Origin of the sequence: Mycobacterium sp. UNC410CL29Cvi84, assembly GCF_000686745.1 — a bacterium.
Taxonomy (GTDB): Bacteria; Actinomycetota; Actinomycetes; order Mycobacteriales; family Mycobacteriaceae; genus Mycobacterium; species Mycobacterium mucogenicum_B.
In genome coordinates this window covers 280,612-299,329 of the sequence record NZ_JMLM01000001.1, presented here as the reverse complement: position 1 = coordinate 299,329, position 18,718 = coordinate 280,612, and the positions used below count along the sequence as shown (strand labels likewise).

At 67.6% G+C, this 18,718-nt stretch carries 21 protein-coding genes; 15 read left to right on the top strand and 6 right to left on the bottom strand.

What is annotated here, in order from left to right:
• Window positions 1-42: 42 nt before the first annotated feature.
• Window positions 43-1,776 carry a purine-cytosine permease family protein gene (locus BR47_RS0101540; protein WP_036426524.1) on the bottom strand — a complete coding sequence of 578 codons (1,734 nt, stop codon included), beginning with the start codon at window positions 1,774-1,776 and terminating at the stop codon, window positions 43-45.
• A gap of 289 nt (window positions 1,777-2,065) precedes the next feature.
• On the opposite strand from BR47_RS0101540, the gene BR47_RS0101535 reads away from it, so the two are divergent.
• The 4 genes from BR47_RS0101535 to BR47_RS0101520 all read left to right on the top strand — a co-directional run bounded on the left by BR47_RS0101535 (window position 2,066) and on the right by BR47_RS0101520 (window position 5,936).
• Window positions 2,066-3,472, top strand: a complete 1,407-nt coding sequence (locus BR47_RS0101535; protein ID WP_029118375.1) for an amidase — start codon at window positions 2,066-2,068, stop codon at window positions 3,470-3,472.
• A gap of 217 nt (window positions 3,473-3,689) precedes the next feature.
• On the top strand, window positions 3,690-4,304 hold the full coding sequence (locus BR47_RS0101530) for a hypothetical protein (protein WP_029118374.1): 615 nt from the start codon (window positions 3,690-3,692) through the stop codon (window positions 4,302-4,304).
• The gene (locus tag BR47_RS0101525; protein WP_020102022.1) at window positions 4,304-5,467 is read left to right on the top strand and encodes a glutathionylspermidine synthase family protein; all 1,164 of its coding nucleotides are present in this window, start codon (window positions 4,304-4,306) and stop codon (window positions 5,465-5,467) included. Before BR47_RS0101530 ends, BR47_RS0101525 begins: the two co-directional genes overlap by 1 nt.
• A gap of 19 nt (window positions 5,468-5,486) precedes the next feature.
• Window positions 5,487-5,936 carry a DUF350 domain-containing protein gene (locus tag BR47_RS0101520; protein ID WP_029118373.1) on the top strand — a complete coding sequence of 150 codons (450 nt, stop codon included), beginning with the start codon at window positions 5,487-5,489 and terminating at the stop codon, window positions 5,934-5,936.
• Window positions 5,937-5,942: 6 nt separating this feature from the next.
• Here BR47_RS0101520 and BR47_RS0101515 read toward each other — a convergent pair whose 3' ends face one another.
• Window positions 5,943-6,368: a MarR family winged helix-turn-helix transcriptional regulator gene (locus BR47_RS0101515; RefSeq protein ID WP_020102020.1), complete on the bottom strand. Its 426-nt coding sequence runs from the start codon at window positions 6,366-6,368 to the stop codon at window positions 5,943-5,945.
• A gap of 45 nt (window positions 6,369-6,413) precedes the next feature.
• Between BR47_RS0101515 and BR47_RS0101510 the strand changes: the two genes are divergently transcribed.
• From BR47_RS0101510 to BR47_RS0101495, 4 genes are all read left to right on the top strand, one after another.
• Window positions 6,414-7,103: a class I SAM-dependent methyltransferase gene (locus tag BR47_RS0101510; protein WP_029118372.1), complete on the top strand. Its 690-nt coding sequence runs from the start codon at window positions 6,414-6,416 to the stop codon at window positions 7,101-7,103.
• Between the two features lie 126 nt (window positions 7,104-7,229).
• On the top strand, window positions 7,230-7,985 hold the full coding sequence (gene pyrH / locus BR47_RS0101505; protein ID WP_020102018.1) for a UMP kinase: 756 nt from the start codon (window positions 7,230-7,232) through the stop codon (window positions 7,983-7,985).
• A 41-nt stretch (window positions 7,986-8,026) separates the two neighbouring features.
• Window positions 8,027-8,584: a ribosome recycling factor gene (gene frr / locus BR47_RS0101500; RefSeq protein ID WP_020102017.1), complete on the top strand. Its 558-nt coding sequence runs from the start codon at window positions 8,027-8,029 to the stop codon at window positions 8,582-8,584.
• A 31-nt stretch (window positions 8,585-8,615) separates the two neighbouring features.
• Complete coding sequence (locus tag BR47_RS0101495) at window positions 8,616-9,488, top strand: phosphatidate cytidylyltransferase (protein ID WP_020102016.1); 873 nt, start codon at window positions 8,616-8,618, stop codon at window positions 9,486-9,488.
• On the opposite strand, the gene BR47_RS0101490 is transcribed toward BR47_RS0101495, so the two are convergent.
• Entirely contained in the window at window positions 9,379-10,344 is a 966-nt protein-coding gene (locus BR47_RS0101490; RefSeq protein ID WP_081633439.1) for a DMT family transporter, read from the bottom strand. The genes BR47_RS0101495 and BR47_RS0101490 overlap by 110 nt on opposite strands.
• 94 nt (window positions 10,345-10,438) lie before the next feature.
• On the opposite strand from BR47_RS0101490, the gene rlmN reads away from it, so the two are divergent.
• Entirely contained in the window at window positions 10,439-11,536 is a 1,098-nt protein-coding gene (rlmN, locus tag BR47_RS0101485; protein WP_029105356.1) for a dual-specificity RNA methyltransferase RlmN, read from the top strand.
• A gap of 4 nt (window positions 11,537-11,540) precedes the next feature.
• On the opposite strand, the gene BR47_RS0101480 is transcribed toward rlmN, so the two are convergent.
• Both BR47_RS0101480 and BR47_RS0101475 read right to left on the bottom strand, forming a co-directional pair.
• Window positions 11,541-12,080, bottom strand: coding sequence for a TetR/AcrR family transcriptional regulator (locus tag BR47_RS0101480; protein ID WP_029118371.1), 540 nt, complete (start codon window positions 12,078-12,080; stop codon window positions 11,541-11,543).
• A gap of 25 nt (window positions 12,081-12,105) precedes the next feature.
• Window positions 12,106-13,446 carry a condensation domain-containing protein gene (locus BR47_RS0101475; protein WP_029118370.1) on the bottom strand — a complete coding sequence of 447 codons (1,341 nt, stop codon included), beginning with the start codon at window positions 13,444-13,446 and terminating at the stop codon, window positions 12,106-12,108.
• A 147-nt stretch (window positions 13,447-13,593) separates the two neighbouring features.
• Here BR47_RS0101475 and BR47_RS0101470 point away from each other — a divergent pair, with 147 nt between their 5' ends.
• The 4 genes from BR47_RS0101470 to BR47_RS0101455 are packed head-to-tail and all read left to right on the top strand — an operon-like array spanning window position 13,594 to window position 16,869.
• Entirely contained in the window at window positions 13,594-13,971 is a 378-nt protein-coding gene (locus BR47_RS0101470) for an ArsR/SmtB family transcription factor (protein ID WP_029118369.1), read from the top strand.
• The gene (locus BR47_RS0101465; protein ID WP_029118368.1) at window positions 13,968-15,605 is read left to right on the top strand and encodes a SulP family inorganic anion transporter; all 1,638 of its coding nucleotides are present in this window, start codon (window positions 13,968-13,970) and stop codon (window positions 15,603-15,605) included. Before BR47_RS0101470 ends, BR47_RS0101465 begins: the two co-directional genes overlap by 4 nt.
• A gap of 36 nt (window positions 15,606-15,641) precedes the next feature.
• Window positions 15,642-16,070 (top strand): FHA domain-containing protein, encoded by a 429-nt coding sequence (locus BR47_RS0101460; RefSeq protein WP_029118367.1) that lies wholly within the window; start codon window positions 15,642-15,644, stop codon window positions 16,068-16,070.
• A 55-nt stretch (window positions 16,071-16,125) separates the two neighbouring features.
• Window positions 16,126-16,869, top strand: coding sequence for a YoaK family protein (locus BR47_RS0101455; RefSeq protein ID WP_029118366.1), 744 nt, complete (start codon window positions 16,126-16,128; stop codon window positions 16,867-16,869).
• Between the two features lie 60 nt (window positions 16,870-16,929).
• Here BR47_RS0101455 and BR47_RS0101450 read toward each other — a convergent pair whose 3' ends face one another.
• A complete protein-coding gene (locus BR47_RS0101450; RefSeq protein WP_020101988.1) occupies window positions 16,930-17,184 on the bottom strand; it encodes a DUF2631 domain-containing protein in 255 nt (84 codons plus the stop codon).
• Between the two features lie 166 nt (window positions 17,185-17,350).
• Between BR47_RS0101450 and BR47_RS0101445 the strand changes: the two genes are divergently transcribed.
• Both BR47_RS0101445 and BR47_RS0101440 read left to right on the top strand, forming a co-directional pair.
• The gene (locus BR47_RS0101445) at window positions 17,351-17,854 is read left to right on the top strand and encodes a hypothetical protein (RefSeq protein ID WP_029118365.1); all 504 of its coding nucleotides are present in this window, start codon (window positions 17,351-17,353) and stop codon (window positions 17,852-17,854) included.
• Window positions 17,855-17,898: 44 nt separating this feature from the next.
• Window positions 17,899-18,699 carry a DUF4097 family beta strand repeat-containing protein gene (locus BR47_RS0101440; RefSeq protein ID WP_029118364.1) on the top strand — a complete coding sequence of 267 codons (801 nt, stop codon included), beginning with the start codon at window positions 17,899-17,901 and terminating at the stop codon, window positions 18,697-18,699.
• Window positions 18,700-18,718 lie beyond the last annotated feature (19 nt).

Genomic DNA, 18,718 nt, shown 5'->3' with positions numbered 1-18,718 from the left:
CATGGCCCCGCCCGGTGTTCTGGGCGAGGCCATGACGGTTCATCAGTTCGACTGCGGTGCCACCGCGGTTTTCAATAGCTCTGCGCTGGTGGAATCGGTGTATCCGTCCTTCTTGCACATGTCATGGCAGTCCTTCGTGAGAGTGCACGTCAGCGAGGACACGGTGCCGTTGTGGAACGGGCAGTCGTGCACCATGTCCGGCAGTTCGTACCGCTTCTGGTCGACGACGTCCAGCAGCGTCTGTCCCGCCCACAGTGGCTCCTTCTCGATCTCCTCGCGAAGTGGATTGCGCCGCGCCAGGTAGTACTTGCCCTTGGTCGCGATGCACATCACCGGGGACAGCACGAATGCCAGCGTCAGCGCCAGGTACGGCGACCAGGCCGCGAGGAAATCCCCGAAAGCGTGGTAGAAGGCCAAGATCGAGAACACCGAACCCACCAGCATGGAGACGAATCCGACCGGATTGATGCTGTAGAGGTAGGCCCGCTTGAACTCGACGTAGGACGGACTGAGCTTGAGCAGTGGCTTGTTGATCACCAGGTCGGCGACGATCGCACCGATCCAGGCGATCGCGACGTTGGAGTAGAACCCCAGGATGGTGTTGAGCACGGCGAACATGTTGCTGAGCATCAGCGCCAGCGCGATGGCGATGTGCAGACCGAGGTACACCACCCGGCCCGGGTGTACGTGCAGCACCCGGCTGAAGAAGTTCGACCAGGACAGCGAGCCCGAATAGGCGTTCGTCACATTGATTTTCACCTGCGACAGCAACACCATGAGGGTGGCCAATCCGAGCGCGAGGGCGTCGTTGTGGATCACCGAGCCGAAACCGCCGAGGAACTGCTCGATGGGTTCGGTGGCGGCCGCGAAACCGACCTTGCCCGCGACGTAGAAGGCCAGGAAGGCGCCGCAAATCTGCTTGGCCGCACCGAGGATCACCCAACCGGGGCCCGCGGCGAGTACCGCGGCCCACCACCGCAGTGGCGGTGTTTCCGACTTCTCTGGCATGAAGCGCAGGTAGTCGACCTGTTCACCGATCTGGGCGATGAGCGACAGTGCCACGCCGGCGCCCGCGCCGACTCCGATGGCCGTCACCTGTTCGCTGCCGCCGTTGCCCGCCCAGCTCAGGAACCCGTGGAAGCCCGCCGGATCCGCGGTGGCGATGAAGGCGATGGGCGCGACGAACAGGATCAGCCACAACGGCTGGGTCCAGACCTGGAACTTGGCCAGGGCCGTCATGCCGTAGAGCACGAGCGGAATGATGATCAGGGAGCCGATGATGTAGCCGAGCGCCAGTGGAATGCCGAACGCCAACTTCATCGCCTGCGCCATGATCGCGCCCTCGAGCGCGAAGAAGATGAAGCAGAAGCTGGCGTAGATGAGGCTCGTCAGCGTCGAGCCGAAGTATCCGAAACCCGCTCCGCGCGTGAGCAGATCCATGTCGATGTTGTACTTGGCGGCATAGTAGGCAATCGGGATGCCGGTGAGAAAGATGGTGACCGCGGCGACCAGGATCGCGACGACCGCGCTGGCCGCGCCGTGGGTGACGGCGATCGAGGCGCCGATGGAGTAGTCGGCGAGATACGCGATGCCGCCCAGTGCGGCCACGGCGCATGCCATCGGTGACCATTTGCGAAAAGACTTGGGCGCGTAGCGAAGTGAGAAGTCCTCGATGGTGTCCTGGTTCGCCCAGGTGACGAAGCGGGACCAGGGGCCGACGCGTGCTGCGGCCATCGGCTGGCCGTGCACTTCGTCTAGGGATTGCTCGGTTGTCATGAACGCGTTTCCTGTCGAATCCGTCGTAATCGCCAGTGATGCAATGCATCAGGCAGGCAGGTCGGATGCGGGCGCCAATGACCGGACCGGTCCGCGACCTGCAGCAGCCGGGTGAACGGAAATTAGCACCAGTTACTTCCATATGGCACTAGTTCAAATGGAAAGTTACGCCGGGGAAACTAGGCGTTTACGCAGCGCGTTCAATGGCGCCCGAAGTCGGTGTCCGGACTCACATCGTGAAATCTGGGGGTAAGGCGGGCCGGTGGTACTGCTTGGTACCGTGGCTCCTATGACACGGATCAGCACATTCGGTGACGACGCCCTCGGTGACCTCGACGCGGTCGGTGTCGCCGACGCGATCCGCAGCGGCGAGGTGTCGGCGGCTGAGGTGGTGCAGGCGGCGATCGCCCGCACCGAGAAGGCGCAGCCCGAACTGAACGGCATGGCGTACGAGGCCTTTGACCAGGCGGTCGAAAAGGCGAACGCACCAAGGTCTTTCGGCGGATTCTTCGACGGCGTTCCGACGTTCATCAAGGACAACGTCGCGGTCGGCGGCTGGCCGACCATGCAGGGCGCCGATGCCTGGACGCCCAGGCCGCTGCCGGCGGACGGGGAATGGGCGCGCCTGTACCTGTCGACTGGCCTGGTGGCGCTCGGCAAGACGCAGCTGTCCGAATTCGGTTTCAGCGCCTCGGCCGAGCACCCGCGGCTGGGCCCGGTACGTAACCCGTGGGACACCATGGTGACCGCGGGGGCGTCGTCGTCCGGCTCGGGCGCGTTCGTCGCGGCCGGCGTGGTGCCCATCGCCCACGCGAACGACGGCGGCGGTTCCATCCGAATCCCGGCTTCCTGCAACGGATTGGTCGGTCTCAAGCCCACCCGCGGCCGGTTGCCGCTGGACCGCGAGACCCGGATGCCGTTGCAGATCGTCGCCAACGGCGTCCTCACCCGCAGCGTCCGGGACACCGCGGCGTTCTACCGCGGGGCCGAGCGCGTCTACCGGAACCCGAAGCTGGCGCCGATCGGCGACGTCACCGCGCCCGGACCGCGGCGGCTGCGCATCGCGGTGTGCACCAGCTCGATCGGCCGTGAGGCCAGTCCGGAGATCCGGGAGCTGACGATGCAGACCGCGGCCCGGCTGGAGGAGCTCGGCCATCGCGTCACCGAGATCGGCAACCCGGCACCGGAGCGGTTCCGCGACGACTTCCTGCTCTACTGGTCCTTCCTGGCCTTCGCGCTGGTTCGCGGCGGAAAGCGCACCTTCGGCCCCAGCTTCGATCGCATCAGGTTGGACAACCTGACCCTGGGACTGGAAGCGAAGGCGGCCCGCAATCTGCACCGCGTGCCGGCCGCCATCGCCCGGCTGGCTGCGTCGCGGCGCATTCCGGCGCGCCTGGCCCGCGATTACGACGTGGTGCTCACCCCGACCCTCAGCGAGGTCACCCCGCCGATCGGGCACCTGGACCCGACCGCCGACTTCGACCAGGTGATGTCGCGGCTCATCGACTGGGTTGGATTCACCCCGCTGCAGAACGCCAGTGGAGCACCGGCGGTTTCGCTGCCGCTGGCCCAGTCCGCGTCGGGACTGCCGGTCGGCATGATGTTCGGCGCGGCGGCGGGGCAGGAGGCGACGCTCCTGGCGCTGGCCTTCGAGCTCGAGCGGGAGATCGGCTGGCCGTCGCTCGCGGCGCGTTGACGCAGCCCGGCCGACGGCGGCCACTTTTGCTCCACGGAAGCAGCGTCAACGACCGCTTTGTCGCGCGGCCAGCCTTATGCTGTCTCACAGGTTGCGTCAATTGGGGGTGTGCATGACTGTCGGGCCCGAGAACGGGGCTGAAAGGCAGCCGTGGAAATCGTCGGCTCAAGGCGGCGGGTCCGATCCTGCGCCCGGGTCCGAGCCGAGTTCGCCGCCGGTGCCCCCGGCGGGTCCCACCCCGAATCCGACCCCGGAATTCACGCCGCCGGCACCCCCGGCGCCCCCGGCAGAACCGCAGGGCTCCGTCCGCTGGCAGGACCCGGCCACGGCCAAGCCGCGGCAGCCGACCGTCGGTGAGGCACGGGCCCGGGACAAGGCCAAGCGGGCGCGCGAAGCCGAGGAAGAGATCGAGCGGGTGAAGGCCGAGAAGGCCCGCAAGCGCGCGGCGACCGGCAAGAAGGTCCTCATCGGTTCGGCGGTCGGCGTCGGTGTGGTGGCAGTCGTCGCCGCCGGCTATGCGATCTTCCATCGCGACGATCAGATCAGCGCTTCCTGCGTCAAGGACGGCACCAACGAAGTGGTGCCGGACAGCTACTGCAGCAGCGGCACCAACTACGGCGGCGGCAGCACGTTCTTGTACATGGGATCGCCGTACCGCTACTACTACGGCGGCTCCAACTCCGGCGTGGGCAGCATCGCGCACGGTGGCACCCTGACCCTGCCGAAAGGCACTACGGCCACAACGAAATCCGGCACCTCCATCTCCAAGTCGGGGTCGTCGGTGTCGCGCGGCGGCTTCGGTTCGTCGAGCCACGGAAGCTCCGGTAGCTGATGCGGCGCGAACGTCACGCCCCGCGACCGGGGTGGCAGCAGATCGTTGCCAGCCAGGGCATGTGTTTCGACACCCCGGCCACCGACGCACACGGGAACGACCGTCCGTACTGGGACGAGTCGGTGCACTACGTGTTCGACATGGACGAGGTGCTCTCGATCGAGGCCTCGGTCGAGGTGCTGCACTCGATGTGCCTGGAAGCCGTCGAGAACATCGTGCTGACCGAGCGCTACCGGGACTTCGGGTTGCCGGAGTGGAGCTGGCCGCACATCGAAAAGTCTTGGCGCCGTAGCGATCCGCACCTGTACGGCCGCTTCGACCTGCGCTACGACGGCCGCCGGCCCCCGGTTCTGCTGGAGTACAACGCCGACACCCCGACATCGCTGCTCGAAGCCGCGATCCTGCAGTGGTACTGGAAGACCGACGTCTTTCCCGCCGACGACCAGTGGAACTCGTTGCACGAGAAGCTGGTGGAGCGGTGGAAGGAAATCCAGGATCGGTTGCCCGGCAACGAAGCCCACTTCACCTGGTCCTCTGCTGACACCAGCGGTGAGGACAACGTGACGCTGGCCTACCTGCAGGAGTGCGCCGCCGAGGCCGGCATGAACACCGTCGGCCTGGCCATCGAGCAACTCGGCTGGGACCGGGACCTGAATCGGTTCGTCGATCTGGAAGACGCCCCGATCTCGACGCTGTTCAAGCTCTACCCCTGGGAATGGGTGCTCGACGACGAATTCGGCAAGTACGCAGCCGAATCCCTGCCGGAGACCATGTGGATCGAGCCGCTGTGGAAATCGCTGCTGAGCAACAAGGCCATCCTGGCGGTGCTGTGGGAGATGTACCCGGGACACCCGAACCTGCTTCCGGCGTACATCGATGATCCGCACGAGCTGACCGAATACGTCCGCAAGCCCAAGCTCGGCCGCGAGGGGGCGAACGTGACGATCGTCGGCGCGGGCTACGAGACGCAGACCGGCGGCGTGTACGGCGAGGAGGGCTACGTGTACCAGTTGCTCGATCCGCTACCGCAGTTCGACGACATGCGTCCCGCGCTGGGCGCCTGGATCGTCGGCGACGAATCGGCCGGCCTCGGTATCCGCGAGACCTCGGGTCTGGTCACCGACAACGGCGCAGCCTTTGTGCCCCACCGCATCCCGCAGTGACCGGAAGGAAACGAACTTCATGACCCTGACCGCTCTTGGCAACGACTACTGGTCCATCGTCGGACACGGCGCGTCGGCCATCGCGCTGTACGCGATCGTCGGCGGCGCGCTGATGATCCTCGGCTTCTTCGTGATCGACTGGACCACGCCGGGGCCACTGCGCGAGCTGGTCCGCTCGGGCCGGCCCAACGCCGCGGCGGTGGCGGCCTCCGGTGTGGTGTCCATGGCCTTCATCGTGGTGCTCGCCATCTACAGCTCGTCGGGTGACCTGGCGGCCGGCCTGATCAAGACACTGGTGTTCGGCCTCGTCGGCATTGCCGCACAGGCACTCTCGGTGCGCCTGATCGGCGCCGTCAAAGGCCTCGACATCGGCGAGATGCTCCACGAGGAGAAGTTCTCCCCGGTCGTGCTGGACGTGGCGGCCTCGTACCTGGCGTTCGGCCTGATCGTCGCCGCCGCAATTCTCTGATCGCCGCTATTCCGGCGGCACCAGGCTGGTCAGCGTCTCGCGGAACTGCCGGCGCTGGGCGGGACTCAGGTCGGCCAGCAGGGCGTCGTCCGCGGCGCGGATGCCGGCGACGGTCTTGCCCAGCAGGGTGCGGCCGGACCGGGTCAGTTCGGTGGGCCGGGACCGCCCGGCCGCGACGGTCGACGGCCGGGTGATGAGCTCGCGGTCCTGCAGCGCACGCACCACGATGTTCATCGCCTGAGGCGATACCCCGACGAACCGTGCCATCTCGGCGTTGGACATGCCGGGGCGGTTGTCCACCATGCGCAGGCAGACGAACTGTGGGAACGTCAGGCCAAGCGGGTCAAGAACATTGGCGGTGATCTCGGCGCGCAGGGCAGTGGCGACCCGGTTGAGCAGATAGCCCAGGGGAGCGTCTTCACCTTCGAACATGTCAATTATATTGACATATATCAAGTGCATTGATAAACCGGAGGTATGACCAGACCCACAGATGCCCTGTTCGAAAGCGCGTACCGCGGCGAGGCTCCCGAGATGGGTGCCCGGCCGCCATGGAGTATCGGCCGGCCGCAGCCCGAGATCGCCGCGCTGATCGACGCCGGCAAGGTGCACGGCGACGTGCTCGACGCCGGTTGCGGCGAGGCCGCCACCGCGATCTACCTGGCCGAGCACGGCTTCACCACCGTGGGTCTGGACCAGTCGGCCACCGCCATCGAACTGGCCCGGGCCGAGGCCGCCCGCCGCGGTGCGCACAACGCCAGCTTCGCGGTCGCCGACATCAGCGACTTCACCGGATATGACGGCCGCTTCGGCACCATCATCGACAGCACGCTGTTCCACTCCATGCCCGTCGAACTCCGGGACGGCTACCAGCGCTCGATCGTGCGGGCCGCCGCGCCCGGCGCCACCTACATCGTCCTCGTCTTCGACCGCGGCGGCATGCCCGCCGGCCCGGCCAACCCGGTGACCGAGGACGAGCTGCGCGAGGTCGTCGGCAAGTACTGGGTGATCGACGACATCTCGCCGGCCCGCATCCACGGCAACATGCCCGCGGGCTTCGGGACGACGGGAGCGCCCGGCACGGGATTCGCCGACGTCGACGTCAGGGACGAGCCGAACGGACTCAAGTCGGTTCGTGCGTGGTTGTTGCAGGCGCACCTGGGGTAGTCCGCCAGGTAGCCGCCCGCCCATCGGGTTCCACCCTCCTTGCCTCCGGCTCGATCGCCATGAGGCAGGATGGAGCCGCTGCCGATCGCCGGGGCAGCTGTGACGTGTGGGGACCGAAGGAGTCTGATGGCCAGCCCAGACAACGAGGCAGACAACGGTGGCCAGGGTTTGATCCGGCCGGCCTACCAGCGGGTGCTGCTCAAGCTCGGTGGTGAGATGTTCGGCGGCGGCGCGGTGGGTCTGGACCCCGACGTCGTCGCTCTGGTCGCCCGGCAGATCGCCGAGGTCGTGCGCGCCGGCGCCCAGGTCGCCGTCGTAATCGGTGGCGGCAACTTCTTCCGCGGTGCGCAGCTGCAGCAGCGCGGCATGGAGCGGACCCGCAGCGACTACATGGGCATGCTCGGCACTGTGATGAACAGCCTTGCGCTGCAAGACTTCCTGCAGAAGGAAGGCATCGACACCCGCGTGCAGACCGCCATCACCATGGGACAGGTCGCCGAGCCGTACATCCCGCTGCGGGCGCGCCGGCACCTCGAGAAGGGCCGCGTGGTCATCTTCGGCGCCGGCATGGGCCTGCCGTACTTCTCCACCGACACCACCGCCGCGCAGCGCGCGCTGGAGATCGGCGCCGAGGTGGTCCTGATGGCCAAGGCCGTCGACGGCGTGTTCACCGCGGACCCGCGTGAGGTGCCCGACGCCCAGATGATCACCAGCATCACCCACCGTGAGGTGTTGGAACGCGACTTGAAGGTCGCCGATGCCACTGCGTTCAGCCTCTGCATGGACAATGGCATGCCGATGCTGGTCTTCAATCTGCTGACCGAAGGCAATATCGCGCGCGCGGTCGCGGGTGAGAAGATCGGAACGCTGGTCTCCAGCTAGAGCTGGGGGCCGGGCGAGCGGGACTGACGGGAGAAGATGAAGTGATCGAGGAAACCCTCTTCGATGCCGAAGAGAAGATGGACAAGGCCGTTTCAGTGGCCCGCGACGACCTCGGGTCGATCCGCACCGGCCGGGCCAACCCGGGCATGTTCAACCGGATCAACATCGAGTACTACGGCTCGATGACGCCCATCACCCAGCTGGCGAGCATCAACGTCCCCGAGGCGCGCTTGGTCGTCATCAAGCCGTACGAGGCCAACCAGCTCAAGGCCATCGAGGACTCCATCCGGAACTCGGACCTGGGCGTCAACCCGAGCAACGACGGCAGCGTCATCCGCATCTCGATCCCGCAGCTGACCGAGGAACGCCGCAAGGAACTGGTCAAGCAGGCCAAGGGCAAGGGCGAGGACGCCAAGGTGTCGGTGCGCAACATCCGTCGCAAGGCGATGGACGAGCTGTCCCGGATCAAGAAGGACGGCGAGGCCGGCGAGGACGAGGTCGCGCGCGCCGAGAAGGATCTGGACAAGACCACCGCCACTTACACGGCTCAGATCGACGATCTGGTCAAGCACAAGGAAGGCGAGCTGCTGGAGGTCTGAGGACCGTCCAGTCGTCCGCATCCGCACATTCGTGGCCACCGAAACAACCCCGACCGGGGAGCCCAAGAAGACATCGCGCGCCGGGCGCAACCTGCCCGCGGCCATCTCCGTCGGCGTCCTCCTGGGCGGCACCGTCATCGCCACTCTGCTGTTCGTCCCGCAGCTGTGGGTGGCGCTGGTGGCCCTCGCGGTTGCGCTGGCCACGCACGAGGTGGTGCGCCGGCTGCGGGAGGGCGGCTACGCCGTCCCGGTGATCCCGCTGCTCATCGGCGGCCAGGCGATGATCTGGCTGACCTGGCCCTACCGGGAAGCCGGCGCCCTCGGGGCGTTCGGCGCCACCGTCGCGTTGTGCATGATCTGGCGGTTGTTGTCGGGCGGGCTCAAGGCCGCGCCGGTCAACTACACCCGCGACGTGTCGGTGACGATCTTCCTGGCGTCCTGGGTGCCGCTGTTCGGCGCCTTCACGGCGCTGCTGATCTACCCGCACCAGGGCGGCTACCACGAAGGCGCCATGCAGGTGTTCTGCATGATGTTGGGCGTCGTGGCCTCCGATATCGGCGGCTACACCGCGGGTGTGCTGTTCGGTAAGCACCCGATGGTGCCGGCGATCAGCCCGAAGAAGTCCTGGGAGGGCTTCAGCGGGTCACTGCTGTTCAGCATCGTCGTCTCGGTGCTGTCGGTGCACTACCTGGCCGGCCGGCCGCTGTGGGTCGGCGTGCCGCTCGGCATCATGCTCGTCATCACCGGCACCCTGGGCGACCTGGTGGAGTCGCAGGTCAAGCGCGACCTCGGGATCAAGGACATGGGCACTCTGTTGCCCGGTCACGGCGGTCTGATGGACCGGATCGACTCGATTCTGCCGTCTGGAGTGGCGGCATGGCTGGTGCTGGAGTTGCTGGCCTGACGGTCCGCGCCACGGCTCGCGAGTTGAGCCAGCAGGCCAGTGCGCCGAGCACCAGGCCGACCACCACACCCAGGTCCGGGCGCTGGCCCAGCAGCAGCCACGACAGCACGCCGGCGATCGCCGGGATGACCGCGAACAGCATGGCCACCGCAGCGGCGCCGTAGCGATCGATCGCCCGCACGTACATCGTCATGCACAGCGTCGCGTTGAGCAGCACCACGGCTCCGACCGCGAGGACGGCGGTGTGCAGGTTGGTCACCGTCCACGGCATGAAGGCGGCCAGGATCGCCACCGGCACCAGTGACGCCGCGTTCTGCACGGCCGCGGTGGCGCGGAAATCGACGCCGCGGCAGAACCGCTGCTGGTAGACGCCGCCCGAGGCCAGGGCCAGCAGGGAGACGACCAGCAACACGATCACCGCGTCGACGCCACCGACCATCAGTAGCCGCTGGGCGCACGCGGCCAGCACCGCCAGCGCACCCAGGACCAGGGCGACGACGCGCATGGCGGTCAGCCGTTCGCCCAGGAACACCGCGGCCAACAACGCGGTGGCGACCGGGTTCATCGAGATGACGACGGCGCCCAGCACCGCCGGAGCGCCGTGCAGCAACGCCAGGTACAGGCAGATGAACTGCACGGCCTGCGTGAGCAGACCACTGATCACGACGTGCACGAGCTTGGTACCAGTGGGCCATTTCACACGCGCCACCAGCGCCCACGTGGACAGGATGGCAGCCGCCAGACCGAACCGGAACACCAGCGTCGCCATCGGCGCCAGGGCCGAAACGGCAAGGGCCCCAATGGGATAACCTAACGCGTAGACGAAGGCCAGGAGTGACGCGGGACGGGGTGGCATGGGCTCATGGTGAGTGGTCATAGGCGCTGAGTCCAACGATTTTCGGCTGTGATTTCGTCCCGGGGGTGCCGTCGGTGCGATACTGAAGCCCGTTATGGCCGTTTCCCTTCCTCTGGTGTTCGATGCACCGCGCCGCGGCATGCCGCCGCGGCACTTGGCAGACCTCGACGCCGACGGCCGGGTCGAGGCCGTCACCGAGCTGGGATTGCCGAAGTTCCGGGCCAAGCAGCTGGCGAACCAGTACTACGGCCGGCTGATCGCCGACCCGCACGAGATGACCGATCTGCCGGCCTCGGTGCGTGACCAGGTGGCCTCGGCGCTGTTCCCCGACCTGATCACCCCCGCGAAGCAGATTCAGTGCGACGCCGGCGAGACCCGCAAGACCCTGTGGCGCGCGGTGGACGGCACGACGTTCGAATCGGTGCTGATGCGCTATCCGCAGCGCAACACCGTCTGCATCTCGTCGCAGGCCGGCTGCGGTATGGCGTGCCCGTTCTGCGCCACCGGCCAGGGCGGCCTGAAGCGGAACCTCTCGACCGCCGAAATCCTGGAGCAGGTCCGGGCCGCGTCGGCGGCGATGCGCAACGAGCATGACGGCCGGCTGTCCAACATCGTCTTCATGGGTATGGGCGAGCCGCTGGCCAACTACAACCGGGTGGTGGCCGCCGTCCGCCGGATCACGGCGGCGCCGCCGGAGGGCTTCGGGATCAGCGCCCGGTCGGTGACGGTCTCGACCGTCGGCCTGGCTCCGGCGATCCGCAAACTCGCCGACGAGAAGCTGGGGGTGACGCTGGCGCTGTCATTGCACACCCCCGACGACGAGCTGCGCGACACGCTGGTCCCGGTGAACAACCGGTGGAAGGTCGCCGAAGTACTCGACGCCGCACGGTATTACGCCGACGTCACCGGTCGCCGGGTGTCGGTGGAGTACGCACTGATCCGCGATGTCAACGATCAGCCTTGGCGCGCAGACCTTTTGGGCAAGAAGCTGCACCGCGCGCTCGGTCCGCTGGTGCACGTGAACCTGATTCCGCTGAACCCGACCCCGGGCAGCGAGTGGGACGCGAGTCCCAAACCGGTCGAGCGGGAGTTCGTGCGCCGGGTGCAGGCGGCCGGGGTGTCGTGCACGGTCCGTGACACGCGTGGCCGGGAAATCGCCGCTGCCTGTGGGCAATTGGCGGCCGAGGGCTAGTCTCTCAGCGCAAACCGACGGCGTGTCGCAGCTGCGCCAGTAGCTGTTCGGTGTCGTCGCTCGGGACGAGATAGTGCGACACCGCGATCCGGATGGCCGTCGCGGCCTTCAGCTCGGCGTTCGGCCCGGAGAGCAGCTTCTGCAGACGGGAGCGCATGGTCGGGACGACGTTCGGCAGCTGGGCGAGCACCGCTTCCGGTTCGATGTCGATGACCCGTACGCCGGAATACGTCTTCTGGTACTGCACGATGAATTGCAGTGCGGCATCGAGCTTTTCGGTACCGCGTAGCCCCTCGGTGGCCGCGGTCATGCCGTCGACGAACAAGTCGCGCTCGTACCGCCCGAACGACTCGAGCAGCGCCTCCTTGGATGCGAACCAGCGGTACAGGGTGGGCCGGGACACGCCGGCCTGCGTCGCGACCTCGGACAGGCTGAGCTTGGTCTGGCCCTGACGGGCAAGCACTTCCGCGGTGGCCACCAGGATTCGGCTCGGAGTCGAGGCGTCCTCGACGGAGCCGCCCGGGGTGCTCGCGGTGCTGTCCACGATACCGATGGTACTACTCGGTAACTTAGTCGACGGTTCCGGTGAGTCCGAGTTCGGCAAGCGCCTTGCGGGTGGAATCAGCCAGTGCCGCTTTGGTGTTCGTCTCGCCCGGTTCCCATGCGGTGACCGTCACGATCATCGACGTCGGTGTCTGGCACAACACGAGGAACAGGTGACCGTTCAGTCGCTCGAGGTCCACCGGGGTCAGTCCGGGCTCGACCAGGCGGGCGTGGAAGTTGTCGGCGTCGGTCCCGTCGGGCCGGTTGAACGCCGGCGGGAACTGCCCGAGGTTTGAGCAGCCGATGGGCTTGCCGACCTTGAGCACCATCTTCTCGAGCCGCCGCACCGCGAACTTCGGCACCAGGGGAGTGAGCGGCAGGGGTGTGAGCATCATCCGGGTCCACTCGTCGACGCCGGCCAGCTCGCGCTTGACGTCGCTGCGCAACTCGGACAGGTCGGTGCTGACCTTCTCGGGGTCCGCCATCACGGTGATGGTGCTCAGCGCATTGCCCCGGGTGTCGCCCTCGGTGCGGATGTTGACGGGGAACGAGAGCATGGCCCGGCCGTCGTCGCCCAACCGTCCCACCACCTGCCCGACCCGGGCGGCGAGCGCGGCGAACAGGACATTGCTCGTGCCGCCAAGGGCTTTCGCGCGCTGGTACCACTCCTCGATCTCGACGTGGACGACGACGAACGGCGGCGTCACCGGCGTGGTGATCCCGCTGGACACCGGCGCGCTCACCGATTTTGCCGACGCCGCCAGGTCGCCCTTCTGGTCGCGGGCGATCTTGGCGGCCCCGACCACGGCCTTGAACCAACTGGGGACCGAGCGGACCGTCTGGCGGAGGTCTTCGCGCAGCGCCGCACGCCGGGTCCTGGCGCCGGCGATCGGGTAGCCGAGATCGCGCGGCGACCCGTTGACCGCGTCGGCGACGGCTTCGGCGATGGCCAGGCCGTCACCGACGGTGTGCGACACCACGAGCGACACCGCCGCGCCGCCGCCTTCGAGCTGCTGCACGCCGAGATGCCATGGCGGGCCGTGTTCCGGGTCGACCGGGATGTAGCCGCGTTCGTTGACCCAGTCGTTCAGCTCGGAGACAGGCCGTGTTCCGGGGGAGACGTCGAGGTCCACCGGCCCGGTGGAGCGGACCCACCGATGGCGGCCGAACGGCAGCGGCGACCGTTCGATCCGGCGGCCCAGCAGGCCGCCGGAACCCAGATTGCGGTGCAGCCGGCGCAGCCCATCGAGGTCGACCGGATGTTCGTAGATCCAGGTGTACTGGATGAGTGGGCCGCGACCCAGCGCCCGTAAGCCGGTGAAGGAGGCTTGATCTCCCAGGTCGATCGTGTTGTCGGCTACGGTCATGTCGCGAATGTTACCCAGCCCACAATATTTCGCTGCGCGAGCCTGTGAGTTGTCTGGGGGAGGCTCATCCCGTGAATCGGTCCGGTGTGCCGAACGCGCTACTATGGATTGAGAATTTCTTCAATCCATCAAGTAGGAGTGCGGCAGATGGTCGACAGCGTGCTGGACGGTCCCGAACGGCCGCTGTACGAGATCAAGGCGAACCTCTTCAAAGCGCTGGCCCATCCGGCCCGCATCCGCGTGCTCGAGATTCTGTCGACCTCCGAGGGTCCGACACCGGTGAGCGACATCCTCGCCGCCAGCGATATCGAACCGACGTTGCTCTCGCAGCATCTGGCCGTGCTCAAACGTCATCACGTGGTCAGCGGGTACCGGGCCGGCAATGCGGTGTACTACACGCTGGCGCATCCGAAGATCGCCGAACTGCTCCTCATCGCGCGGACCTTCCTCGCCGATACCCTTGCCGCGCAACGTGATCAGCTCGACGCTGTAGGCTCGCTGCCGCCGATCGGCACCAGCAGATGACCACGGTCGCCGGTGACCGCATCGCCCGGCTGCTGCCGTCGCGCACCGACTACGCGGGCCTGAGCCGCTCGTGGCGACGCGATGTCCTCGCCGGGGTGACGGTCGGGGTGGTCGCGTTGCCGCTCGCGCTGGCGTTCGGGATCAGCTCGGGCGTCGGTGCCGCGGCCGGTCTGGTCACCGCTGTCGTGGCGGGGCTGGTGGCCGCGGTGTTCGGCGGATCGTACGTCCAGGTGTCGGGGCCGACCGGGGCGATGACGGTGGTCCTGGCACCGATAGTGGCCCAGTACGGACTGGGCAGCGTCGCCGCGGTGACCATCCTGGCCGGCGTCATCGTCGTGGTCGCCGGCGTCACCGGGGTGGGACGCGCGGTGACCTTCATTCCGTGGCCGGTGATCGAAGGATTCACCCTCGGCATCGCCGTCATCATCTTCCTGCAGCAGATCCCGGCCGCATTCGGGCAGGCGGCACCCGCCGGACGGTCCCCGCTGGTGGCCGCGGGCATGGTCCTGTCGCACATCGAGATGGGTGCGGCACGGCCGGCCCTCGTCGTCACGGCGCTGGTGGCGGTCTTGATGATTGTGCTGCCCCGTCTGCACCCCGCGGTGCCCGCGTCGCTGGTGGCTGTTGTCGCCGCGACGGCACTGGTGGCGGGTACCGGATTGTCGGCGCCCCGGATCGGGGTGCTGCCGTCACGGCTGCCCGCTCCCGTGTGGCCGCACGCCGACCTGGCGGTGCTGCACTCGCTGTTCGGTGCGGCGCTGGCGATCGCCGCACTGGCCGCCATCGAATCGCTGCTGTCGGCACGGGTCGCGGCGACGATGTCCCCGACCGGGCCCTACGACCCGAACCGGGAACTCGTGGGACAGGGGCTGGCGTCGGTCGCCTCCGGGGTCTTCGGCGGCATGCCGGCCACCGGGGCCATCGCCCGCACCGCGGTCAACGTGCGGTCCGGTGCGCGGACCCGCGTCGCGGCGATCGTGCACGCGCTGGTGCTGCTGGCCGTGGTGTATCTCGTCAGCGGACTCGTCGGGACCATCCCGCTGGCGGCGCTCTCGGCCGTGTTGATGGTCACGGCGTTCCGGATGATCTCGCCCCACACGGTCATGCGGATTCTGCGGTCCACGCGTTCGGACGCGCTGACGTTTGTGCTGACCGCAACGGTCACGGTCTGTTTCGACCTGATCCAGGCTGTCGAGATCGGCATCGCGGCCACGGCGTTGTTCGCGCTACGGGCACTGGCCCGGCGCAGCAGCGTCACTCGTGAGGACTTGCCGGGGCCGTATGTGCCGGGCGACGAACACATCGCACTGCTGCGGCTCGACGGGGCCATGTTCTTCGGTGCGGCCGAACGGCTTTCGGCCGCGATCACCGACGGCAACCATCCCGAGACGTCGGTGGTGATCATCCGGCTGTCGCAACTCGGCATGCTCGACGCGACGGGCGCGCACACCCTGACGCAAATCGTCGAAGACCTCGAGGCGCGGGGTATCACTGTGATCATCAAAGGTGTCCGGCCCGAGCATCGAGACCTGCTCGCGGGTGTCGGCATCATCGACTCCCTGCGCCACGAGAACCACCTCATCGAGAACTTGGACGATGCCATCGCCCACGCCCGCAGCCACACCACCCGGTAGCGCTTCGAAAACCCATCCAGGCAAAGGAAACCCGATATGAGTTTGACCGACGACGCACGCCTCGGCGCCGACGTTGCCGTCCACACGACCGCCATCCACCGCGTGATCACCGAACGTGCCGAAGACCAGGCCGTCCACCAGACGGTGTCCGAGGTGTGTCCGGGCTCGGGTGTGCTGGTGATCACCCGCGGCCCCGGCCCCGGCGGCCAGTTCCTGCTGGCCGACGATGTCGTCGCCGCCGGTCGGCACCCCGACAGTGCGGTGTTTCTCGACGACATCACCGTGAGCCGGCACCACGCCGAAATCCGTTGGCTCGACAACGAATACTGGATCATCGACTGCGGCAGCCTCAACGGCACCTATGTCAACGGGGCCCTGGTTCAGTCCCTCCCGCTCACCAACGGTGACGAAATCCAGATCGGCAAGTTCCGCCTCGGCTTCACCTGCCGGCCGCACGACCGGTGACCGGGCGGGCACTGATCGGAGCCGCCCGTCGATCCGTGCCGTACATAATGTGCCGGTGGATGAGCAGTCGCCCGACAGGGTTGTGAGCAAGGAAGCCGCCATCGGACCGGAGGCACGGTTGTCGTGGCTGCTGTCGTGGTTGGCCGGCATGATCGGCGCGGTCGCGTTCCTGCACAGTGCCGGTTACTTCGTCACCTTCATGACGGGCAACACCGAACGGGCCGTGCTCGGCTGGTTCGACGTCGCCGAACGGCAGAAAGTGTCCGGGGCCGGGCCGCAGGCGGCCCTGTGGTTGATGGCGTGTTTCTTGGCGGGGGTCTTCGTGGCGTCGTTCCTGCGGCGCAGGTACTGGCAGAACCATCCGCACGGCGCCACGGCCCTGGTGACCGTCGGTTTGTTGGTGGCGTCGGTGGTCGAGCTCTATGAGGACGGCTGGTACTACGAGGACGTCAACTTCACCGGAATCCTGATCATCTGTTTCTCGGTGGGCGCGCTGAACACCAGCTTCGTCAAGAACGGTGAAGTGGCGGTACCGCTCAGCTACGTGACCGGAACGGTCGTGAAGCTGGGGCAGGGGCTGGAACGCCACATCTGCGGCAAGGGCACCGTCTATGACTGGCTCGGATATCTCGCCCTGCTGGGGTCGTTCATGATCGGCGCGGGTGTGGGCGGCGGGCTGGCCGACCGTCTCACCGGCCCGCAGCTCATCGGTACCGTCGGATTGATCTGCGGCGCAACGACACTCGTCACGTTCTTCCATTCGGACAAGCGGCACCGCGAGCCTGAGGCGGCAGCCTAGGACGCCAACGACAAAGGCCACGAACTCGCGAGAGTTCGTGGCCTTTGTCGTGGAAAGTGCTTAGCGGATCCAGCCGCGGCGACGCAGCCACCAGCCGCGCACGACGATGACCAGGAGCAGGATGGCGAAGCCGATCAGCCAGGCGTCCTCGACGTGGCCGACGTGGTTGCCGCGCAGCATCACCAGCAAGAAGATGGCGGACAGGATGCCACCGGCCTGAATCACGCCGCGGTTCATCTTGGACCAGCCCCACTCGGCAGAGGGGACGTCCTCGACGTCGACGCCGGTGCTTCGTTCGACCTCGGTGGTGGCCACGGCTACTCCTTAACGATCCGATGGATTGCCGACATTCTTACATACGACGCTCGGTCGTATTCGTGCGGAGGAGTGCGGCGGGTCAGGTGCAGTCGGTGCGTCCGCCGCGATGCGTGGCGTCAAGATGACACTTGCGATGACATCACTGTGGTGTCATATTGGTGTCATGGATCTGCAACCGTATGTCGACGGGGTTCGGCTGGAGCTGGAAATCGCCGCTGCGGCCGGTGGCGAGGAAGCAGCTGAACTCGCCGAACGGCTCACCGCGCCACTGGACTCCGCCTTGCGGCTGGCGCTGCTCGAGGCGTTGTCCGAAGCGGCCGAGCACATCACCCGCGAACTGGCGCCCGCGTCGGTCGACGTGCGCCTGCGCGGCCGAGACCCGGAGTTCGCCGTGACCGGGCCGGCGGCCGATGCCGATCCGCGCGGTGTGAACCCTGCCGATACGGACCTTCCCGACGGGGACGCAGTGCCGGCCGGCGACGACGGCGGAACCTGGCGCGTCACCCTCCGGTTGCCCGAGGCCCTGCGCGGTGGCGTGGATGCCGCCGCCCGACGCGACGGCCTGTCGGTCAACGCCTGGCTGGTTCGCGCGGTCGGAGCCGCCCTCGGCGGGTCGACGCCACGTGACCGAAAGCGCGGCAACACCGTCACCGGCTGGGTCCGCTGACGACGTCGAACAGAAGAAAACCCATCCACCGATCGGAGACCCCAATGCGAACTTTTCCCACGCCCGGCCCCATCACCGCCACGATCGAACTGGGTGCCGGCGCGGTGCGCGTCACCGCCGCCGACCGCCCTGACACCGAGGTGCGTGTCACGCCGCGTGACCCGCTGCGGGCGGCCGACGTCCGGGCGGCCGAGCAGGCGCACATCGACTTCGCCAACGACACGCTGACGGTGACCGTCGGCAAGAAGCTGCTGTCGCTGTCGCGCGGTGCGGTCACCGTCGACATCGCGTTGCCGTCGCTGTCGAGGCTCGCGGTCGCGGTGTCGTCAGCGGACCTGCGGGTCGACGGAACAGTCGGCGACTGCCGGTTCGACGCCGCCAGTGGCAACGCCACCCTCGACGCTGTCGAGGGAAACATCAAGGCCGCCACCGCTTCCGGTGACCTGGCAGTCCGCCGCGTGCTGGGCAACGCCAACGCGTCCACGGCTTCGGGGGAGCTGTCGATCGATGGTCTCGACGGCGGCCTGAAGTTTCAGGCAGCCAGTGGCTCGGCGACCGTCGGCACCTTGCGCGGGAGCGTGCACAGCCGGACCGCGTCCGGATCGCTGACCGTGGCCGCCGCCGAGTCGGGGTCGATTTCCGCCGCGACCGCCAGCGGCGACGTCGAGGTCGGCGTCGCCCAGGGGACCGCCGCCAACCTCGATCTGGACAGCCGGTCCGGGACCGTGCGCAGCGACCTGACTCCCGCGGCAGGACCCGAGAACGACGACCGGCGGCTGACCGTGCACGCCCGCACCGCCTCGGGCGATATCACGATCCGGCGCGCCACGACCGTGCCTGCCTGACGCGGTGCCTCGTCCCCGC